Source organism: Rothia sp. P100, assembly GCF_023712425.1.
In the GTDB taxonomy this organism is placed as follows: domain Bacteria; phylum Actinomycetota; class Actinomycetes; order Actinomycetales; family Micrococcaceae; genus Rothia; species Rothia endophytica.
The window spans coordinates 340,797-357,265 of record NZ_JAMAYG010000001.1; the positions used below are offsets into that span (position 1 = coordinate 340,797).

The window sequence follows — 16,469 nt, forward strand, 5'->3', positions numbered from 1 at the left end:
GTTCCTTCGGTATTGTAATGGTGCGCCGCAGATTGAGCGGCTACATAAATAACTGAACCGTAGTGAAACGGTTCAAGGTATTAGGCACCATTCTGCCAAAGAAAACAGGGGGTTTCGAGGTGAAAGGTAACATTCAGCTAGCAGATGGAGAGAAAACCTCAGCCCTCTGGTCTTTAGGAGCAGGTGGGGAAGGTCGCCGGATCTGAACCCTTGCCAATCTGCTCTACTGCCTCCACAGCATCAGTGAGCGTCTCTACCTTCACCACGCTCAGCCCCGAGGGCACTCGACCCACCACTTCATCACAGTTCTCAGCGGGTGCAAGAAAGACGGTAGCCCCCGCCTCCGAGGCGCCCCGCATCTTTTGCGCGATACCTCCAATACCGCCTACGGCCCCATCCGTGTCAATGGTGCCAGTACCGGCGAAGTGTTCTCCCCCGGTCATCTCACCCTCGGTGAGTTCATCAATAATACCGAGGGCAAACATCAGGCCAGCAGAGGGACCACCAACTTCTTCTAAGCCGTAGTTAACGGTCAGCGGAAAGTCAAAGCTGCGTGCCAGATAGAGCCCCAAAAGATAGCTATCGTTTTCTTCGTTATAGATGGGGGTGATAGTGAAATCCTGTTCCGCTCCATCCCTCCGAACGGTGACGGTCACAGCCGCTCCCTGGGGCTTATTAATTGCCTCTGTGAGGCTTTCAAAACCATTTAGGTTAGCACCATCAACCCGCAGAATAACATCCTGCTCCTCAATCAGGCCCTCGCTAGGACCACCCTCAGCCACCCCGGAAACCGTGAGATGCTCGGTAAAATCTTCACCGAGATAGGTGAGCGCTGCCGCTTGAGCTACCTCCTGCGAATTGGTCATCTCCGCCGAATTACGCTGACTGACTTGTTCGTTGGTCACGGTGGGGGCATACATGAGGTCGCTGGGCAACACAGAGCCCGAATCACTCAGCCAGGCTGAAAGTACATTCAAGGCTCCTACCGTTGAGTTAGGCCCACCAGCTACGGATACCGTAGTCATATCTAGAGCACCACTGACCGGGTAGGTCTCTGCGTCCTCAATCTCAATGAGTTGCTTCTCATTAAAGTCACCGATGGTATTAAAGGTGGGGCCTGGCTGCTCGGTCACAAAGTTAGCCGGCGCCACAAAAGAAACAGCCACCAATGCCAGAGTTGCCCAAGCACTGACCCTGCGCAAATCGGCGCGGGGTGCAGGGACCCTGCTCTTTTTAACCTTCTGAGGAAAAACCATAAGCAATAGCCTACAAGCAAACTAACCCTGCCCCTACCGCGCAGCGATCTCTAGGCCAGTATCTCTGTCGCTTTCCCTTACTCGGCACCCACTATTTACACAGCAGACTCCCACTCGCCCAGGGCTAAACTACGAGGCAGTTGGAGGGCTGAGCAAGTAGGCTGGTAGAAGAACCGTGCAGCTCGGGCTGCGCCCCTACCCAACAAGCGAGGCAGAGCATGACCAACAATCCATTTGGTAACTCCGGCAATGACCCCATGGAAGAATTCTTCAGAAAACTTCAAGAATCAGGCTTCGATCCCAACGCTATGGGTATGGAAGCTAACGGTGCTTTTGACCCCGATGCCATGAAAAATATGGGGATGCCCATCGACCCCGCGATGCTTTCTGGCATCTTCGCGCAGGTTAACGCCATGATGAATGCCCAGCCCACCGATGAACCGGTTAACTGGGACCTAGCTAAGCAGCACGCCCGGCAGGTGATTACCGCAGGCTCTGACCCGTCCATGACATCTAATCAGCAAGGCGCTGTTCGCGATGCAGCCGCCCTAGCTGACCTCTGGCTCGACCCCGTCACCGCCTTCGATCGGCCCGCCTTCAACGCTGAAGCATGGTCTAAGGCAGAGTGGTTAGAGAACTCCTTTGACACCTGGAAAGAAATTGCTGGACCCGTGGCGTCTTCGGTTTCTACCGCCATGAACACCTCCATTCAGACCCAGATGCCCGAAGAAATTAAAGGCATGCTGGGCGGGGGCAACATCTTTGCCGGAATAGGCGGCATGATGTTCGGCATGCAGGTGGGTCAAGCCACCGGCCAGCTCGCCGGTGAAGTTGTCTCCTCCACCGATATCGGCATCCCCCTGGCTCCAGGACGCTCGGCCCTGCTCCCCGGCGGTATTGCTGCTTTTGGTGAGGGGCTTGAGATTCCTGCTCAGGAAATTATGCTCTACCTGGCGGTGCGTGAAGCGGCCCTCACCCGTTTGCATAAAGCTAACCCCTGGCTGCGCGAAGACATTATTGAACTGATCAAACGCTACTCACGCGGCATCCACGTTGATATTGAACGGATGCAGGAAGCCGCCTCAGAGATTGAGATTGACCCCACCAATCCCGAAGAAATGATGGCAGCTTTCAGCGGTGACATGTTCAAGCCTCAGAACACAGAGGATCAGCAGCTGGCTCTAGACCGCCTCGAAACTCTGCTAGCCCTCATCGAAGGGTGGGTCACGCTCATCACCGAAGAAGCCACTACGAACCTGCCCATGGCAGTCCAGCTGTCTGAAACCATGGCACGACGCCGTGCTACTGGCGGCCCTGCTGAGCATGCCTTCTCCCAGCTCGTTGGGTTGGAGCTCCGCCCCCGCAAAATGCGCGAAGCTCTGGGTTTCTGGCGCTCCTACGAAGAAGCCCACGGCTTTGAGGCTCGCGACGGTCTCTGGGCAGCACCCGAAACGCTACCCACCAGCGAGGACCTTGATGACCCCGAAGGTTTCATCTCACGCCGAGCTCTGATCAACGCCAGCGAAGACGAGTTCGACGCAGCCCTCGAAAAACTACTCTCCGGCGGCTACGATGAATAGCCCGAGGCTGAAGACGATAGCTCCGGCCAAGATTAGCCCTTACTGGAAAGCGTCATATGACGGGTAAATAAGGAGCCTCTGTTCGATAACCAACGGTTCAAGGTGCTATCGGACAGAGGCTCTGTGCGCCTTTTACCTAACTAGCCTTACCCCGCTGGCCGAAAGTAACGCCCTCCAGGAAGGCTCGTGCTTTTTCAAGCTGCGGGTAGCGAGCTTCTAACGCCCTAAAGCGGGGGCTGTGGTTAGCTTCGAGCAGGTGGCAGAGTTCGTGAAAAAGTACAGCGTCTAGGGCATAGATGGGTGCCCCCTGTAAGACATCGGATATTCGAATACTGAGCTGGGCGGGGGTAGCCGAACCCCACTGCTGTTTCTGGTTACTTACCCAACGCACGGACGCAGGTTCTGGGCACTCCGGCAGATATTGAGCGCGAAGCTGAGCGGTTCGTCCGCTCAAGAAGTCATCAGAGGTGACCTGCTGAAGGGTAGCTTCCTTGCGGGCTCTGCGCGCTTGAACCTTGGGTAGGAGTTTCTCTATATAGTCCCTGACATCGGCCTGGCTACTCGTGGCGGGTACCAAAAGTCGTATCCGCCCATCATCCAGCGGCTGTGCTTGCACCGTGCGCCTACGCCGCACTGAACGCACCACCTCAATTTCGGGGCGCCCCTCCCCCGCCTCAATGATCTGGACTGATGAGGCCATTAGACTACCTTGGGGGCAATATCGTTAATAAAGCGGGACCGTTGCCGGCCACTGCGCCCCCCGGGGGTGCGCGAGCGCGACCAGGTAAAGGTCAAGTATTTGCGGGCACGGGTGATACCTACGTAAAAGAGGCGGCGTTCCTCGTCGACCGCGTCGCTAGTCTTGGCGAACGAGATGGGCATCAGCCCCTCATTAAGACCGCAGAGGAAGACGGCATCCCATTCCAGACCCTTGGCAGAGTGCAGGGAGGCCAGAGTTACCCCGTTCATGGAGGGGGCATCTCGCTGGGTGGAGCGTTGGAAGAGCACCGCCACGAACTCGTAAATGGTGAGTTCGGGGGGCAATTCAGCAGCATCATTTGTTGCTGCCTGCTGGCGCTGCTGCTCCCTCTCGTGGGTGAGACGGTCAGCTAGAGCCACTAGGGTCTCCAAGGATTCCCACCGTTGACGCACCTGGCCGCTGCGCTCTGGGGCTTTCTCTGACCATCCCAGTGATTTGAGGTTATCTCGTACTAGTTCCGGCACACTCTCAGCGGAGTCCGCGCCCTTGGCAGCTCCTTGCAGCATGCTCAGGGCAGCGCGCACTTCAGCTCGGTCAAAGAATTTTTCAGCCCCGCGTAGCTGGTATTTAATTCCCGCATCGTTCAGGGCTTGTTCTAGTGCGGCCGACTGTCCATTGGTACGGTAAAGCACAGCGATCTCAGCTGCTGGCACGCCGTCCTTCTCGATATAATCTCTGATGTCCTCGGCGATACCGGCAGCTTCTTGCTCATCATCTGCATAACCAAACCAGGCGGCCTCAGGCCCACCCGGACGTTGGGACTTGAGTTCAAGGGGCGGCGCCCAAGAGAAGCGGGTAGAGTCAGGCTGCACCCGGCGCGCTGCCAGCAGACGGTTAGCCAGCTGAACCACTTGGGGTGTTGAGCGGTAGGCGCGAATCAATTTGACTACCGTTGCGCCTTCAAAGCGGCGGGGGAAATCAAGCAGGTGGCGGCTGGTGGCCCCGGCAAAAGAGTAAATCGTCTGGGAGGCATCACCCACTACGCAGATATCATCGCGCTGCCCTAGCCAGGCATCCAGTAGTCGTTGTTGCAGGGGCGAGACGTCCTGGTATTCATCCACCACAAAGTGCCGGTACTGTTGGTGAATTTGGGCAGCGATCTGCGGGTTCTCTTCAATAATGGCGATGGTCAGTAAGAGGATATCTTCAAAGTCGATGACGTTGCGTTCGTCTTTGAGCTCCTCATAGGTACGGAAGAGACGCACCATATCAATGGGGGTAATATCCGCTCGCAACTCCCGGTGAGCGAGGTTTGGCATCAGGGTGTCAGGTGTCAGCATGGAAACCTTAGCCCACTCAATTTCAGCTGCTAAGTCTCTCACTATCGCGCGATCCGTGCCCAGGCCCAGGCGCCTAGCAGATTCAATGATGAACTGGGCTTTATTTTTGAGGATTTCAGGCGTTGAGCCGCCAATTGCCTGCGGCCAAAAATACTTTAGCTGGGCCAGAGCAGCCGAATGGAAGGTGCGGGCCACCACACCCACTGCGCCCAAAGCGCGCAGGCGCACCTTCATTTCTTCTGCCGCCCGAGTAGTAAAGGTCAGCGCTAGAACACTGCGGGGGTTGTAGCGGCCGATGGCAATGCCGTAAGCAATGCGGTGGGTAATCGCCCGGGTCTTACCAGTACCCGCACCTGCTAACACGCACATGGGGCCGGATATTTCGGTGGCCACCCGGCGCTGCTCCGGGTCAAGGCCCTCAAGGATAGAATCAGCGCTCCGCTGCATTAGCTCAATGGGCTCAGCACGCAGACGATCAATTTCTAGCACGAGGACTCCTTGGGTAGACGGGGCAGTCAACCAGTCTACCGTTTACAGGGCTTTCCCCAGCCAGTGTTCAATCAGACGGCGGGATATCGAGCTTCGGCCAGGTAGCTGAACTTCTTGATGCGTGTAGGCGGCGATGAGCTCCTGGCGGGTGAACCACCGGATGGTCTCTATTTCGGCGCCGTCAGCTTTCACCTGCTCCGGATTATCAATGACTGCGATGTAACCACACATGAGTGAACGGGGAAAAGGCCAGGGCTGGGAACCCAGATAAGCCATGCCGACCACGCGCCCACCGTTTTCTTCCCAGACCTCCCTCATCACCGCATCCTCCAAGGACTCCCCACCCTCTACAAAACCAGCAAAAGTAGAAAAGAGCCCAGCACCCCAAGCTCTTGCCTGGCCGAGCAGAATTTTTTCCTCTCCTCCCACCTCAGCGGTGACCGCTGTAATGACAGCAGGGTCGGTGCGAGGGAAAAGTTCCCGGCCGCTCTGGGTCACACGCGCCCAACCTGCGCGTATGGAAAGGGTGGGCTCTCCGGTGGCGGGGTCAAACTTGTGGGAACCGTGCCAATGGGCCAGGGAAGCAACAGCTGCCAGAGGCTGGCCCCAGGCAAAAGGCAAGCCGATCCCCTCATAGCCGTAGGCGGCATAGTCTCGGATCAGCTCCCACTGCCCGCCGGTTTGAGCGGCCAGGACGTCTGCCACGGACTGTTCCTGCTGATCGAAGCCTTGCAGGTTCAGGGGTTGGTGCCCGAGGTCCAAAAAATATTCAAAGTCACCGGTCAGCGCAAGGACCGGGGCATCCCCATCATCTAGAGCCAGTACACCAGCAAAGACAAGATAGGCGGTGTGGTGGCTATCGGTAGCTGCGTAGTCATGCCAGTGCTCAGCCTGCAGGCCGTAGTGCGCCGCAAGGTCCAGGGGTTCGGGAGGTTGCCCGTCTCCCCTGTTTTGCACCAGCACCCTGTCGCGGTCCACTGCAAGCAAAAGTGGCAGGTGCTCCCAGGGGTAGAGCTTGCCGGAGTCAGCCGCAGTAGCCGGCAGCCCGCCGTCCACCAACTGCTCCACTACCGCGGCCAAGAACCCTGGTTCATCCCGCACGCTCCCCTGCTGGGAGAGACGATGCGGAACAAAAGGTAGGCGACCCAGGGGCGAAAAATGCCCCGTCAGCGACAGATTCATCATATTTTCGGCATTCATCGGGTCTATGCCCCTTTATCTCTTGTACCCTGGAAGTGTGACTTCGACACCGCTTCAACTTGCCGCAATCGTATCAGCTGGCGTGCTAGGGCTCTACCCTGTAGCCGCCCTCCCGTCAGCTGATGACACCGTAGACTTTGATTCAGCGATCATTATTGACTCCGCCGACAAACGTTGGCGCGTACGTGCCCCCAAAAATCCAGAAGCTAGCGTGCGCCTTGAAGCGGAGCACATGATCCTTCAATCCTTCTCACCGGGTCTGCGCGCCCGCCTCCCCTTTTTGGTACCCACCATCGTCGGATCGGTACCCCAGGGCGGGCTGCAAACTTTTATCTACTCTCATAATCCCGGTGCGCCGGTCGATATTGATGAGTTAGCAGATATTAGCTACGGCACCCGCGGTGGCAAAACCGATATTGCAGAAGCTATCGCCGGGGCCATCGCCACCGTGCATGTCTTCCCCGAAACCATCGTAGAAGAAGCAGACTTACCCGTTTATACCGGTGAACAGATTCGCGAGCGCCGTCTCGCTGAACTGGACCGCGCCGTAGCAACCGGCAAGGTACCCTCAGGTCTGTTAGAACGCTGGGAAAAGCAGCTCAATGATGTCTCCCTCTGGCAGTTCCGCCCCCGGGTCATCCATGGGGATCTCAACGAAGATAACCTGGTGATTGATAAGAAAACGATTGTTGAGGTAACCGGCTGGTCGGAGGTCTGTGTAGGTGACCCTGCCCAAGATTTCTCCTGGCTTTTTGCCTGCTCAGATACTGACTTCCGCGATCGCATTTTTGATCTCTACCGCAACCAGATGCCTCAGCAACCCGACGAGCACCTAGAATCCCGCGCCAACCTTTATGCTGAGTTTGGCTTAGCTCAGTGGCTGATTCGTGGGGTTGAGCTTGAAGACCGTGTGATGGTGTCAGAGGCGGTTTCGATGCTCAGCAGCCTGGAGGCTGAACTGCGCGAGGTGGGGGTACTTGACCCCCAGCCGGTTCAGCAACTGCCCGAGAAAATCTCGGACGACTTCTAAAGATTACTTTCTCACCTCTTACCCCGCCCCTTTCATGTCGGAAAGGGGCGGGGTTTGTTTTACCCTGCAGTTTTTCACATGATGGAATGTTTTTGCTCTGGGGTCACACCTAAAGAAATATTAGACAGAACGGTCTATTTTGGGAGTTTCGGTATGGGTAAAGCACGCCAGAAAATACTCGATGCCTCCGCGCATCTTTTCTATACCCGCGGGATTGCCGCCACCGGCATTGACGCTATTATCGCTGATGCGGGAGTTGCTAAGCAGAGCCTTTACAATAATTTTTCCTCCAAAGAAGAGCTCGAAAGCGCCTACATCGAGGTGCGCCACCAACAGTGGCTCCAACTTTTTAACGAAAGGCTCACACGTCCGGATAGCGAGGCGCCCAGGGAACCCCGGGCAGAGGCACTTTGCACAGTGTTGGCTGTCTTTGACGCTTATGCTGATCACGCAGTTTCCGGGTGGAGCCAAGGTTTTCGCGGTTGCGGTCTACTCAATGCTGCAGCCGAGCTCGCCACCGGCTCGCCGGGGAGGCAGGCGGTACGCCGCCATAAGGAAGAAGTAGAGGCAATCTTGGTAAAAGCTCTACGGCCTCAGTTAGAAGACCGTGCGGCGACGCTAGGCCGCCAGCTCAGTTTCCTCTTGGAAGGCGCTATAGCCCGTGCGGGTCTAGAGGAGGACCCAGCACTTTTGGATGAGGCCCGCCAGCAGGCTATCAAGCTTCTGGAGGCAGAAGCGTGATCTACATTCTGATCACAGCTCTTCTCTGGGGGACTACCGGCACCGTAGCCACCTTTGCCCCGGGAGCCGGACCGCTTGCAATAGGATCTGCGGCGCTAGGAATAGGTGGACTTTTACAGGCGTTGATTGCGGTATCAGCACTTCGCACCGAGGTAGCTGCTCTGCGCGTCCGCACCCTCCCGATTGCCGCCGGAGCCTTGGCAGTGGCTATCTACCCCCTGGCTTTCTACAGCTCCATGCACTATGCAGGTGTAGCTATTGGCTCCGTCGTCTCGCTGGCTTCTGCCCCCATAGCGTCCGCGCTCTTAGAGCGCTTTATCAGCCACAATCCCTTATCCCGACGCTGGGTTCTTGCTCTGCTTCTAGGGCTAGGCGGTAGTGCTCTGCTCTGCCTTGCCAAACTCACCAGTGCCCCAGAGGACCTACTCAGTACCCTGTGGGGGCTTGGTCTGGGGCTGGTGGCTGGTACCAGCTACGCCGTGTATTCCTGGGTTGCCCACCGGCTTATGGGGGCAGGTATTAGCCGCGCCGCTGCTATGGGCTCTGTATTTGGTGCCGGTGGGCTATTGCTCTTACCGGTACTGATCCTAACGGGCGCTCCCCTGCTTGCCAGCCCCCAGGCTTTTTGGGTGGCAAGCTATATGGCACTCATTCCCATGTTCGCTGGCTATCTGCTCTTTGGCTGTGGGCTTACTAGGGTAAGCCCCTCAACCGCCACGACTATCACTCTGGTTGAACCTGCGGTAGCCACGCTCCTGGCAGTAGCCATCGTCGGGGAAGAGCTCTCTGCCGTAGGCTGGGCAGGTATGGTATTACTGTGCGCCGCTCTCGCCCTACTAGCCTTTCCCCAGAGGTTACCTGCAGTGGCGCCTTCACCCGGTGCTCAGCCTTGAATTTTGTTCTCTAGAGCTGTGCCGCCTGGCGACGGGCTTTCTTTAACACACCAGCGATTTCCTCTTCGGTTGCTAACTCCTCAATCCTTACTTCGTCGCCCTCAGCAGCGTAGAAGAAGCTAGCGCTGATATTCGCTGGCTCAATCTTGTGCAAGCGAGCAAAGCCGATGCGGTAGAGCCCCAGCTGAAGGGCACGGCTTTTCAGCTCTTTCTTTGAAGGGACCCTGCCGGTCTTCCAGTCCACCAGCTCCCACTTTTCAGTACCGTCCGTATCGATGGTGCGGAAGATCGCGTCCACGCGACCGCGGACGGTCACACCCTCGACCGGTGTTTCCAGCGGATACTCTATAGCCCACGGCACTTCGTCCGCCCAACGGCTTGCCAGGAAATTCTCGCGCAGGGCGGGCAAATCAAGCTCTTCGGCGGTGTCATCATCGGCAAAGTCTTCCTCCCCCACATCCAGCATGGCACTCTGACCGTAGTGTTCTTCAACCCAGGTATGAAAGAGGGTTCCCTGACGGGCTGCGATGCCGGGGCGCTGGGGCATGGGGCGCTGCAGGTTATCGATCACCACCTCAGGGTTCTGCGCTAGCTGAACCAAGAGGGAAGCTGAAATGTGTTGCGGTAGCTCAAACTCCTGTTGATCGGCCGGGGCGCGCAAGAGTTCAAGCAGCAGCCTTGTCTCTTCTTCCCAGTCTTCGATATCAGCGGTCTCTTGGGCGTTGCTATCGGCGGTGACCTCGGATAGCTCTCGTGGCTCTAGACCGCCTTGTAAGACGTTAGTCGCAGCGCGCTCAACCCTCTGACGCGGGGTAAGCCGAGGAGCCGCTTCTCCATCTGGGCCCAGCCCAGCGTCAGAAGTGCTGGTGCCGCTGACTTCTTCTACCCCGGCAGTTTCCAAATCTTCTAAGGAAGACCAGCTACGGATTTCTGGCCCGTTAAAGGGGTCAAAGGGCCAGAGGGCAGTGAGTAGTGTGGCTGATTGAGGGTTACCGGCTTCAAGCTGAGCCTCATCAACGCGCGCTAGTAGCTGGGCGGCGTTCTGGTGACCGGCACTCGCCAAGTCCTGACCTAGATCAAGTAACTCTTGCAGGAAGTCTGAGACCTGACGTGGTTTAGCCCCGGTGCCCTTCCAGGATGAGCTGGTCAGCACCAGCAGAGACCGCGCCCGGGTGAAGCCCACGTAGGCGAGCCTGCGTTCCTCGGCTACCCTGTGTTCAACGGCCTGCTCCTTCATAACGCCCATAAATTCGCCGAAGTCCTTAAGGTTCTCAAAGTTATCGCGCCAGGGCGGCAGATAATTGGCATCCCCGCGCAATGGCCAAGGCAGGGTATCCCCCTTCTTAGTCCAGCGTTCATCCTTACCATCAGGGAATTCACCGGCAGCTACGCCGGGAATATAGACATGGTCCCACTCTAAACCCTTAGAAGCATGCACGGTGAGCAACTGCACCGCATCATGGCGCGGTGCCTCCACCGCCATATCCAGCCCACCTTCTTCAGCGGCAGCGGCATCCAGCCAGGCCAAAAAACCGCTGATACCGCTAGCTGATGCGCCGGTGGCAGTCAGCGAAAAACGCACGGTTTCTTCAGCTTCATCAGCATCAAGACCATTAGCTGCGGCCAGCAAGAGAGCGTTGATGCGCGGGGCGCTGGACTCGTAGGTGGCTGCGACCCCATGGAAAGTATCCAGGTGCTGCCGGGCTGCGTGCGAGCGGACGCCGGGGCGGGCAGCCAGCTCAATATCCAGCAGCATGGTGCGCTCAATTTCATAAAGAAGGGTTGAAAGGTCATCGGAGGTGAACTGACGTAGGTAATTAATTTCTGCTGCTAATGCCTGCAGACGGCCACGAGCCGCATGAGTCAATGACCGGCCGGTGCGGGCGCTGACCCAGCCCTCAGGAGGAAGATTTTCAAGAGCCTCAACCAGTGACGCCCCGTCTGAAATATCGGGGGCAGCAGAATCTAGAATACGGCGGTAGCGCTCATTATCCCTGGCTTGCTCGGCTTCTTTAACTCGGGTGATGTCCTGTCTACTGCTGAGCCCCCGTGAACGTACCTCATCAAGCTCATCGAGGGTTTCTTGTTCTACGCGCAGGGCAGCCGCCTCGCCGGTGATACCAAAACGAATCTCATACTCGCGTTGCTGTTTGAGTGCCCCTGCCCAGTCGGCGAAGGCCAGCAGATCACTGACCCCCAGGCGCCAGCGAGCGCCGGAGAGCAGTCTCATCAGCGCGTCAGATCGCCCCGGGTCTGAGAGCACCCGCAAGACCGCGACCGTATCAACAATCTCAGGGGTATCCAGCAAACCGCCCAAACCAACCACCTGGTAGGGCACGCCCTTTGCCTCGAAGGCCTCCCGCAGAGGTTCCATTTGGGCTCTCTTTTTGCACAGTACGGCCATAGTGGGCATCTCGGCTAGGGGACGGTGCGCGAAGGGCTCTCGTTGCTGCGCAATTTTTTGAGCGATAACCTCAGCTTCATCCCGATCGGTCAGGTACTCCCCTATTTCAACCCGGCCACTACCCGGATCGGGCCGTGGCACTAAGTGGGGTACTTCGATGGAATGCTGTGAACGAACCCAATCGGGCTGCAGAGCCAGCGGGGCTGCGTTGGCGTTAGCAGCCGCCAAAATAGCGGTGTCGTTGCGCCAGGCAACCGTCAGATAGCGGGCGGTGCGGTCAGCGGTGGGGAAGAAGTCATAGAAGCTAAAGAGTTGGCCATCTGAGGCGCCACGGAAACCATAGATGGATTGTTTGGGGTCGCCCACTGCCATGACCGGATGTTCTGCAGCACCGTTTCTGGCTCCATACAGATCAGAGAAAAGCTGCATCTGGGCATGGGAGGTGTCCTGAAATTCGTCCAGGAGCACCACCGCAAATCGTTCCCGCTCTGTAGCCGCGGCTAGCGGGACCTCCTTGGCGATTCGAGCGGCGCAGGCAATAAGATCACCGTAGTCCATGACCTGCATTCTGCGTTTGATCTGGGAATAGCGCTTCACCAGCTCAGCATAGAAAATGCGCAGTTCCAGCCCCTGAACAAGAGTGCGCTGTTCAGCAGTTGCACCCTTACCCGTGGGCTTGCCTAACCTTTGAATTCGTTGGATTTGCTCCTGGCACCAGTCACTGACTTGTTGAGGGGTCACCAGATGCTCAGCGCACTCGCCTGAGAGCTGTAAGACCGAGCTGACCATGGTTGATTTTGCCACCTCTTTTTCAGGTAGCTTTCCATCGTAGTGCTCTACCAACTGCGCTACCAGCTGCCAGGCCTGAGCGCCACCTAGCATCTGTGCGTCATCCTCAATGCCGATGCGCAAACCGTAGGAGGCTACCAGAGAATTTGCGTAGGAATGGTAGGTCGATACTACAGGGTCACCCACCGGTTCGTTTTGCGCACCTGGCACCTGGCGCACCAGGTTCTGCCGGCGCAAATCTTCTAGACGCCCGCGCATACGCTCGCGTAGCTCACCGGCGGCCTTACGGGTGAAGGTAACACCCAGCACCTGGTCCGCACGCACCAGTCCATTAGCCACCAGCCAGACCACTCGATCCACCATGGTCGCTGTTTTACCCGAACCTGCACCAGCCACCACCAGACGCGGAGTGAGGGGTGCTGAGATAATCTCAGACTGTTCGGGGGTAGGGCGGGGCCGGCCCAGAGCATCAGCAATCTGCTCTGGAGTCAGGTAGGGGTGCTGGCTATCAGGGAGGGAAGTAGTCATCATCTTGTTCCTTAGAGGGCCGAGCGGACGGTTATTTGCCTGCCGCGGGAGCATAGCGGGCAGATATCGGGCAGAGCACAGCCAATACCAAAGGCGCCGCCACCCGCATGACGAGCTTGTAGTTGCTCACCGGCAATGAGTTCTGCGGCCCGGTTAATGAGTTCTACTGCCCATGCGCTATCAGTATCGAGGGGAGCCTGCGCCTGTTCACCGTAGCTCTTAGTGCTGTCGCCAATCTGTAGCAGCAGGGCTCCGCCTGAGAGCTCGCGTAGACCGGTGAATTCCAGGGTTTCTCGGCTAGCAGAGCCGTCAGGACGCTGGTCGGAAGAATGCTCTTGCTCTGCTTGGTCCTGCGTGAGGGCTTTTTGCATGAGCTGGCCAGCGCCTGCTTCGAGAGCCACCTGGTAGGCAGCGAGCTGGGGGTGTTTTTCAAGGTCAGCTTTCGAAGGCTTAGACTTACCAGTTTTGAGGTCAATGATGATGAACCTCCCCAGCTGATCTTTTTCAATGCGGTCAACCCGGCCCGAAAGCAGGGCGTCCCGGGCAGGGCCCGGCACCAACACCGTAAAGGAACCTTCAACTCCCACGAGCTCGCGTCCTTTACCGGGCAGTTCAGCCACGTAACTGGCGAACTTTGAGACCATCTGCTCAGCCCGTTCGATGGTCTTGCGGCTCTCCCAGGTGTCTGGTAACCCCAGGGTGGGGAGCCGTCGGTGAAGCTCCTCTCGCAACTGGTGGCCAGGGGCATCCGGGAAGTCCTCACAAATAGAGTGAATAAGTGTGCCTAAGGAACGTGATGCGTCTGTAGCAGCTTCAGCTTTAGAGGCTGAGACGAACCAGTCTAGAGGTGAGCGGTGGATCTTCTCTAGTTGGGACGGCGAAATCGGCACCGGTCCATCCCCCTCGAAGGCAGGGGTTGAAGACGATAGCGGTAAAAGGCCCCACCAATGAGCAGGGTTTACGCCGGGTAACCCCAGACCAGCGGTGTTCTCTGTGTTACTCAGGCGGTTGAGCAAACGGGCCGCGGCATCTGCCTTGCTGGGCGAGATGTGCTGGCTTTCAGCCCACTGACGCAACTCCGCAATAAGTGAGCGCAGGGTCATTGGCCGGCGCACCTCGCTGTTAGACCGTTCGCCGCCGGGGGCCGGGGCGAAGATATCGAGCAGTTCGCTGGCTGCCTCGTCGGCGGACGAGACCGCCGTGCAGACCACGCGGTAGCTGGCACGGGAGACGGCGGTGGAAAACATACGGAACTCATCAAAGCGGGTTTCTTTGAGACGTTCTAGGAGCCGCCCGGAACCAGGTGTAGCACCGGTCGCCAGATCAACCAGATCTTGGGTTCCTAGCAGAGAACCACGCACGGTGGTGTTAGGCCACGTGCCTTCTTGCAAGCCAGCGATATAGACTGTCTCCCACTGCCTACCGGCGGCCAAGGCTGGGGTCATAATTTCTACCGCATCTCGGTTGCCAGTACGTTCTGCCAAAGTATCCATGGGCAGGTCCTGGGCATCAATGTAGGTGAGGAACTGCTCGGCAGTGGCACCGGGCATCTGGTCGGTGTAGCGTTCTGCGGTCTCAAAGAGCCCAATCATAGCGTCAATATCACGGTTAGCACGATCTGCAGCTGTTCCGGTACCAGCGGCTAGTTTCTTCCATTCAGCGGCTAGACCGGACGCCTCCCAGAGCGCCCAAAGCACTGTTTCAGCGGTCGCACCCGGTTGATCCAGTGCGATATTGCCTGCTTTGAGGACAGATGCCAGTCTGCTAGCGGCCCTACCCGCCCCGCTGGTGGGTAGCAGCTCGGGGTGAATCAGGGCTTCAACCAAAAGCTCATCGCTGTTACGCCCCCTCCCTGCTCGCAGATCAGCGGCACGTAGATGCTGACGCAGACGGCGAATTTCAGCGGTGCTGGCTCCACCCAGACGGGAAGTAAGTAGAGACAGCGCTGTATCAACTCCAAGACCCCAAGCAGAACCCGGCGCCGGGATGAAGGGTGAGACCTCCCCCGTTTGGGTAAGTTGGTTCCGACCTTCAGTCGACGCTTGATTCTCTGTGGGGACAGTCTCAGGGGCTTCTCCTAGCGACCTGGTATGAAGCAGGAGCCCCAGGGCATCGAGGAAGGGGCGAGCTGCTGGTTCATCGCGCACCGGGGTAATAGCAGCTGCTGTTTGCACGGGGACACCCAACCCGGTAAGCGCTCTCTTAATCCGGGTGACATCCGAACCGTTGCGCACAATAATGGCAGAGCGCCGGTAGGACCTGCCCCGGTAGAGGTGGTCCTCTAAAATCATCTGCCCCAGCAGGCGGCTCTCGTGCTGGGCACTTTCGACGGTCAGCCCCAAGACCGCGGGATGAGGATCTGCCGCTTTTTCAGGGTCAAGCAGGGCTCCGTCGTCCCCCAGATGAAGCAAAGCTTGATCACCTTCAATTTGCCGTGAAGTAAATGAAAGCTGACGCGGGTGCACCGCACCGGGGACGGCAGGCAGGCGGCTGACTACGGCAGCCCAACTGCTGGCTACGGCCTCTGGCATTCGGTAAGAGACTGTTAGTTGCTCTTGAACCAGCTCCCCCATCATGGCAGTCAGCCCGGACGCTAGCTGGGGTACCGCGCCGCGGAAGCCCTGCACCACGGTATCTGTGCAACAGGCCAACATCACACGGGGTGCGGCACCAAAAGCTAAGGCAAGGTGCTCTGCGGTTTGTTCGTCCATCCCCTGCAACGAACTGCGGCTATGACTTAACAGATCATCCAACGACCTACCCACCAGTGCAGAGAGCAGTCGGTAAATAGAGGGAGTTAGCTCCTGGACATCATCCACCAGCACCACATCAAACCGAGACCGTTCGGCCGCCAAAAACTCAGGATGAGCCAGCAGAACCTTAACCGCCTCATGAATAAGGGCAGCGGCGTCAAATGCCTGGGGTGCTCGCAGGGCACGAATCTGCCGGTACTCGGCATAGAGCTTGCCCACCGCCACCCATTCGGCGCGCCCTGTCTGCTGCCCCAGCTCCTGCACCGCAGCAGCTGAAAGGTCATGTTCTGCCAGGCGGTCAAAGAAATCTCGCACCTCGTGCCTAAAACCCTTGGTGCCCAGCGCCTCACGCAGGTCCTGGGGCCAAGTCAGGCTAGCACCATGCCCCTGACGGTGCCCTTCCAGAAGTTCTCTAATCAGAACATCCTGCTCGGGACCGCTCAATAGTTTGGGGGAAAATTCGACCCCCGGTAGGTAGCCACCCACATGCGCCCGGCGCAACAGGTCAAAAGCGTAGGCCTGCCAGGCACGCACCGGAGCGGTAGAAACGGTAGCGGAGATACGTGATGAAAGCTCCTCGCGGAAGCGAGTGGCAGAGACCCTCGAAGGGGTCAGCACCAGCAGGCGAGCAGGGTCAGCGCCGCTGTCCAAAAACTCCTGGGCTGCACGCAGCAGACGCTCGGTTTTACCCGTGCCCGGCGCACCCAAGAGAAGACGGGCAGGCTGTTTTGCTCCATGAAGGTGTTCAGCGGTCATCGGTGCTCTC

The 16,469-nt window shown here is 57.9% G+C and carries 10 protein-coding genes; 4 read left to right on the forward strand and 6 right to left on the reverse strand.

The window, feature by feature from the left end:
* Positions 1 to 173: 173 nt before the first annotated feature.
* Positions 174 to 1,256, reverse strand: coding sequence for a YlbL family protein (locus M3668_RS01605; protein ID WP_251379082.1), 1,083 nt, complete (start codon positions 1,254 to 1,256; stop codon positions 174 to 176).
* A 218-nt stretch (positions 1,257 to 1,474) separates the two neighbouring features.
* Here M3668_RS01605 and M3668_RS01610 point away from each other — a divergent pair, with 218 nt between their 5' ends.
* Entirely contained in the window at positions 1,475 to 2,836 is a 1,362-nt protein-coding gene (locus tag M3668_RS01610) for a zinc-dependent metalloprotease (RefSeq protein ID WP_251379083.1), read from the forward strand.
* A gap of 136 nt (positions 2,837 to 2,972) precedes the next feature.
* Here M3668_RS01610 and M3668_RS01615 read toward each other — a convergent pair whose 3' ends face one another.
* The 3 genes from M3668_RS01615 to nudC all read right to left on the reverse strand — a co-directional run bounded on the left by M3668_RS01615 (position 2,973) and on the right by nudC (position 6,565).
* On the reverse strand, positions 2,973 to 3,536 hold the full coding sequence (locus M3668_RS01615) for a M48 metallopeptidase family protein (protein ID WP_251379084.1): 564 nt from the start codon (positions 3,534 to 3,536) through the stop codon (positions 2,973 to 2,975).
* Positions 3,536 to 5,323 carry an ATP-dependent helicase gene (locus M3668_RS01620; RefSeq protein WP_251379679.1) on the reverse strand — a complete coding sequence of 596 codons (1,788 nt, stop codon included), beginning with the start codon at positions 5,321 to 5,323 and terminating at the stop codon, positions 3,536 to 3,538. Before M3668_RS01620 ends, M3668_RS01615 begins: the two co-directional genes overlap by 1 nt.
* An 84-nt stretch (positions 5,324 to 5,407) precedes the next feature.
* Positions 5,408 to 6,565 (reverse strand): NAD(+) diphosphatase, encoded by a 1,158-nt coding sequence (gene nudC, locus M3668_RS01625; protein WP_251379085.1) that lies wholly within the window; start codon positions 6,563 to 6,565, stop codon positions 5,408 to 5,410.
* A 37-nt stretch (positions 6,566 to 6,602) separates the two neighbouring features.
* On the opposite strand from nudC, the gene M3668_RS01630 reads away from it, so the two are divergent.
* From M3668_RS01630 to M3668_RS01640, 3 genes are all read left to right on the forward strand, one after another.
* Positions 6,603 to 7,595, forward strand: coding sequence for a phosphotransferase (locus M3668_RS01630; RefSeq protein ID WP_251379086.1), 993 nt, complete (start codon positions 6,603 to 6,605; stop codon positions 7,593 to 7,595).
* 153 nt (positions 7,596 to 7,748) lie between these two features.
* Entirely contained in the window at positions 7,749 to 8,336 is a 588-nt protein-coding gene (locus tag M3668_RS01635; protein WP_251379087.1) for a TetR/AcrR family transcriptional regulator, read from the forward strand.
* The gene (locus tag M3668_RS01640) at positions 8,333 to 9,229 is read left to right on the forward strand and encodes a DMT family transporter (RefSeq protein WP_251379088.1); all 897 of its coding nucleotides are present in this window, start codon (positions 8,333 to 8,335) and stop codon (positions 9,227 to 9,229) included. Before M3668_RS01635 ends, M3668_RS01640 begins: the two co-directional genes overlap by 4 nt.
* Positions 9,230 to 9,239: 10 nt before the next feature.
* Here the strand turns inward: M3668_RS01640 and M3668_RS01645 are convergent, their stop codons facing one another.
* Together M3668_RS01645 and M3668_RS01650 are read right to left on the reverse strand one after the other, a co-directional pair.
* Positions 9,240 to 12,953, reverse strand: a complete 3,714-nt coding sequence (locus M3668_RS01645) for an ATP-dependent helicase (RefSeq protein ID WP_251379089.1) — start codon at positions 12,951 to 12,953, stop codon at positions 9,240 to 9,242.
* A gap of 8 nt (positions 12,954 to 12,961) precedes the next feature.
* On the reverse strand, positions 12,962 to 16,459 hold the full coding sequence (locus M3668_RS01650; RefSeq protein ID WP_251379090.1) for a UrvD/REP family ATP-dependent DNA helicase: 3,498 nt from the start codon (positions 16,457 to 16,459) through the stop codon (positions 12,962 to 12,964).
* Positions 16,460 to 16,469 lie beyond the last annotated feature (10 nt).

Excerpts from the sequence above, each read along its gene's own strand:
- M3668_RS01620 (WP_251379679.1), bottom strand. The coding sequence starts at position 5,323 with ATGCAGCGGAGCGCTGATTCTATCCTTGAGGGCCTTGACCCGGAGCAG.
- M3668_RS01645 (WP_251379089.1), bottom strand. The coding sequence starts at position 12,953 with ATGATGACTACTTCCCTCCCTGATAGCCAGCACCCCTACCTGACTCCA.
- M3668_RS01605 (WP_251379082.1), bottom strand. The coding sequence starts at position 1,256 with ATGGTTTTTCCTCAGAAGGTTAAAAAGAGCAGGGTCCCTGCACCCCGC.
- M3668_RS01650 (WP_251379090.1), bottom strand. The coding sequence starts at position 16,459 with ATGACCGCTGAACACCTTCATGGAGCAAAACAGCCTGCCCGTCTTCTC.
- M3668_RS01635 (WP_251379087.1), top strand. The coding sequence starts at position 7,749 with ATGGGTAAAGCACGCCAGAAAATACTCGATGCCTCCGCGCATCTTTTC.
- M3668_RS01610 (WP_251379083.1), top strand. The coding sequence starts at position 1,475 with ATGACCAACAATCCATTTGGTAACTCCGGCAATGACCCCATGGAAGAA.
- M3668_RS01615 (WP_251379084.1), bottom strand. The coding sequence starts at position 3,536 with ATGGCCTCATCAGTCCAGATCATTGAGGCGGGGGAGGGGCGCCCCGAA.
- nudC (WP_251379085.1), bottom strand. The coding sequence starts at position 6,565 with ATGAATGCCGAAAATATGATGAATCTGTCGCTGACGGGGCATTTTTCG.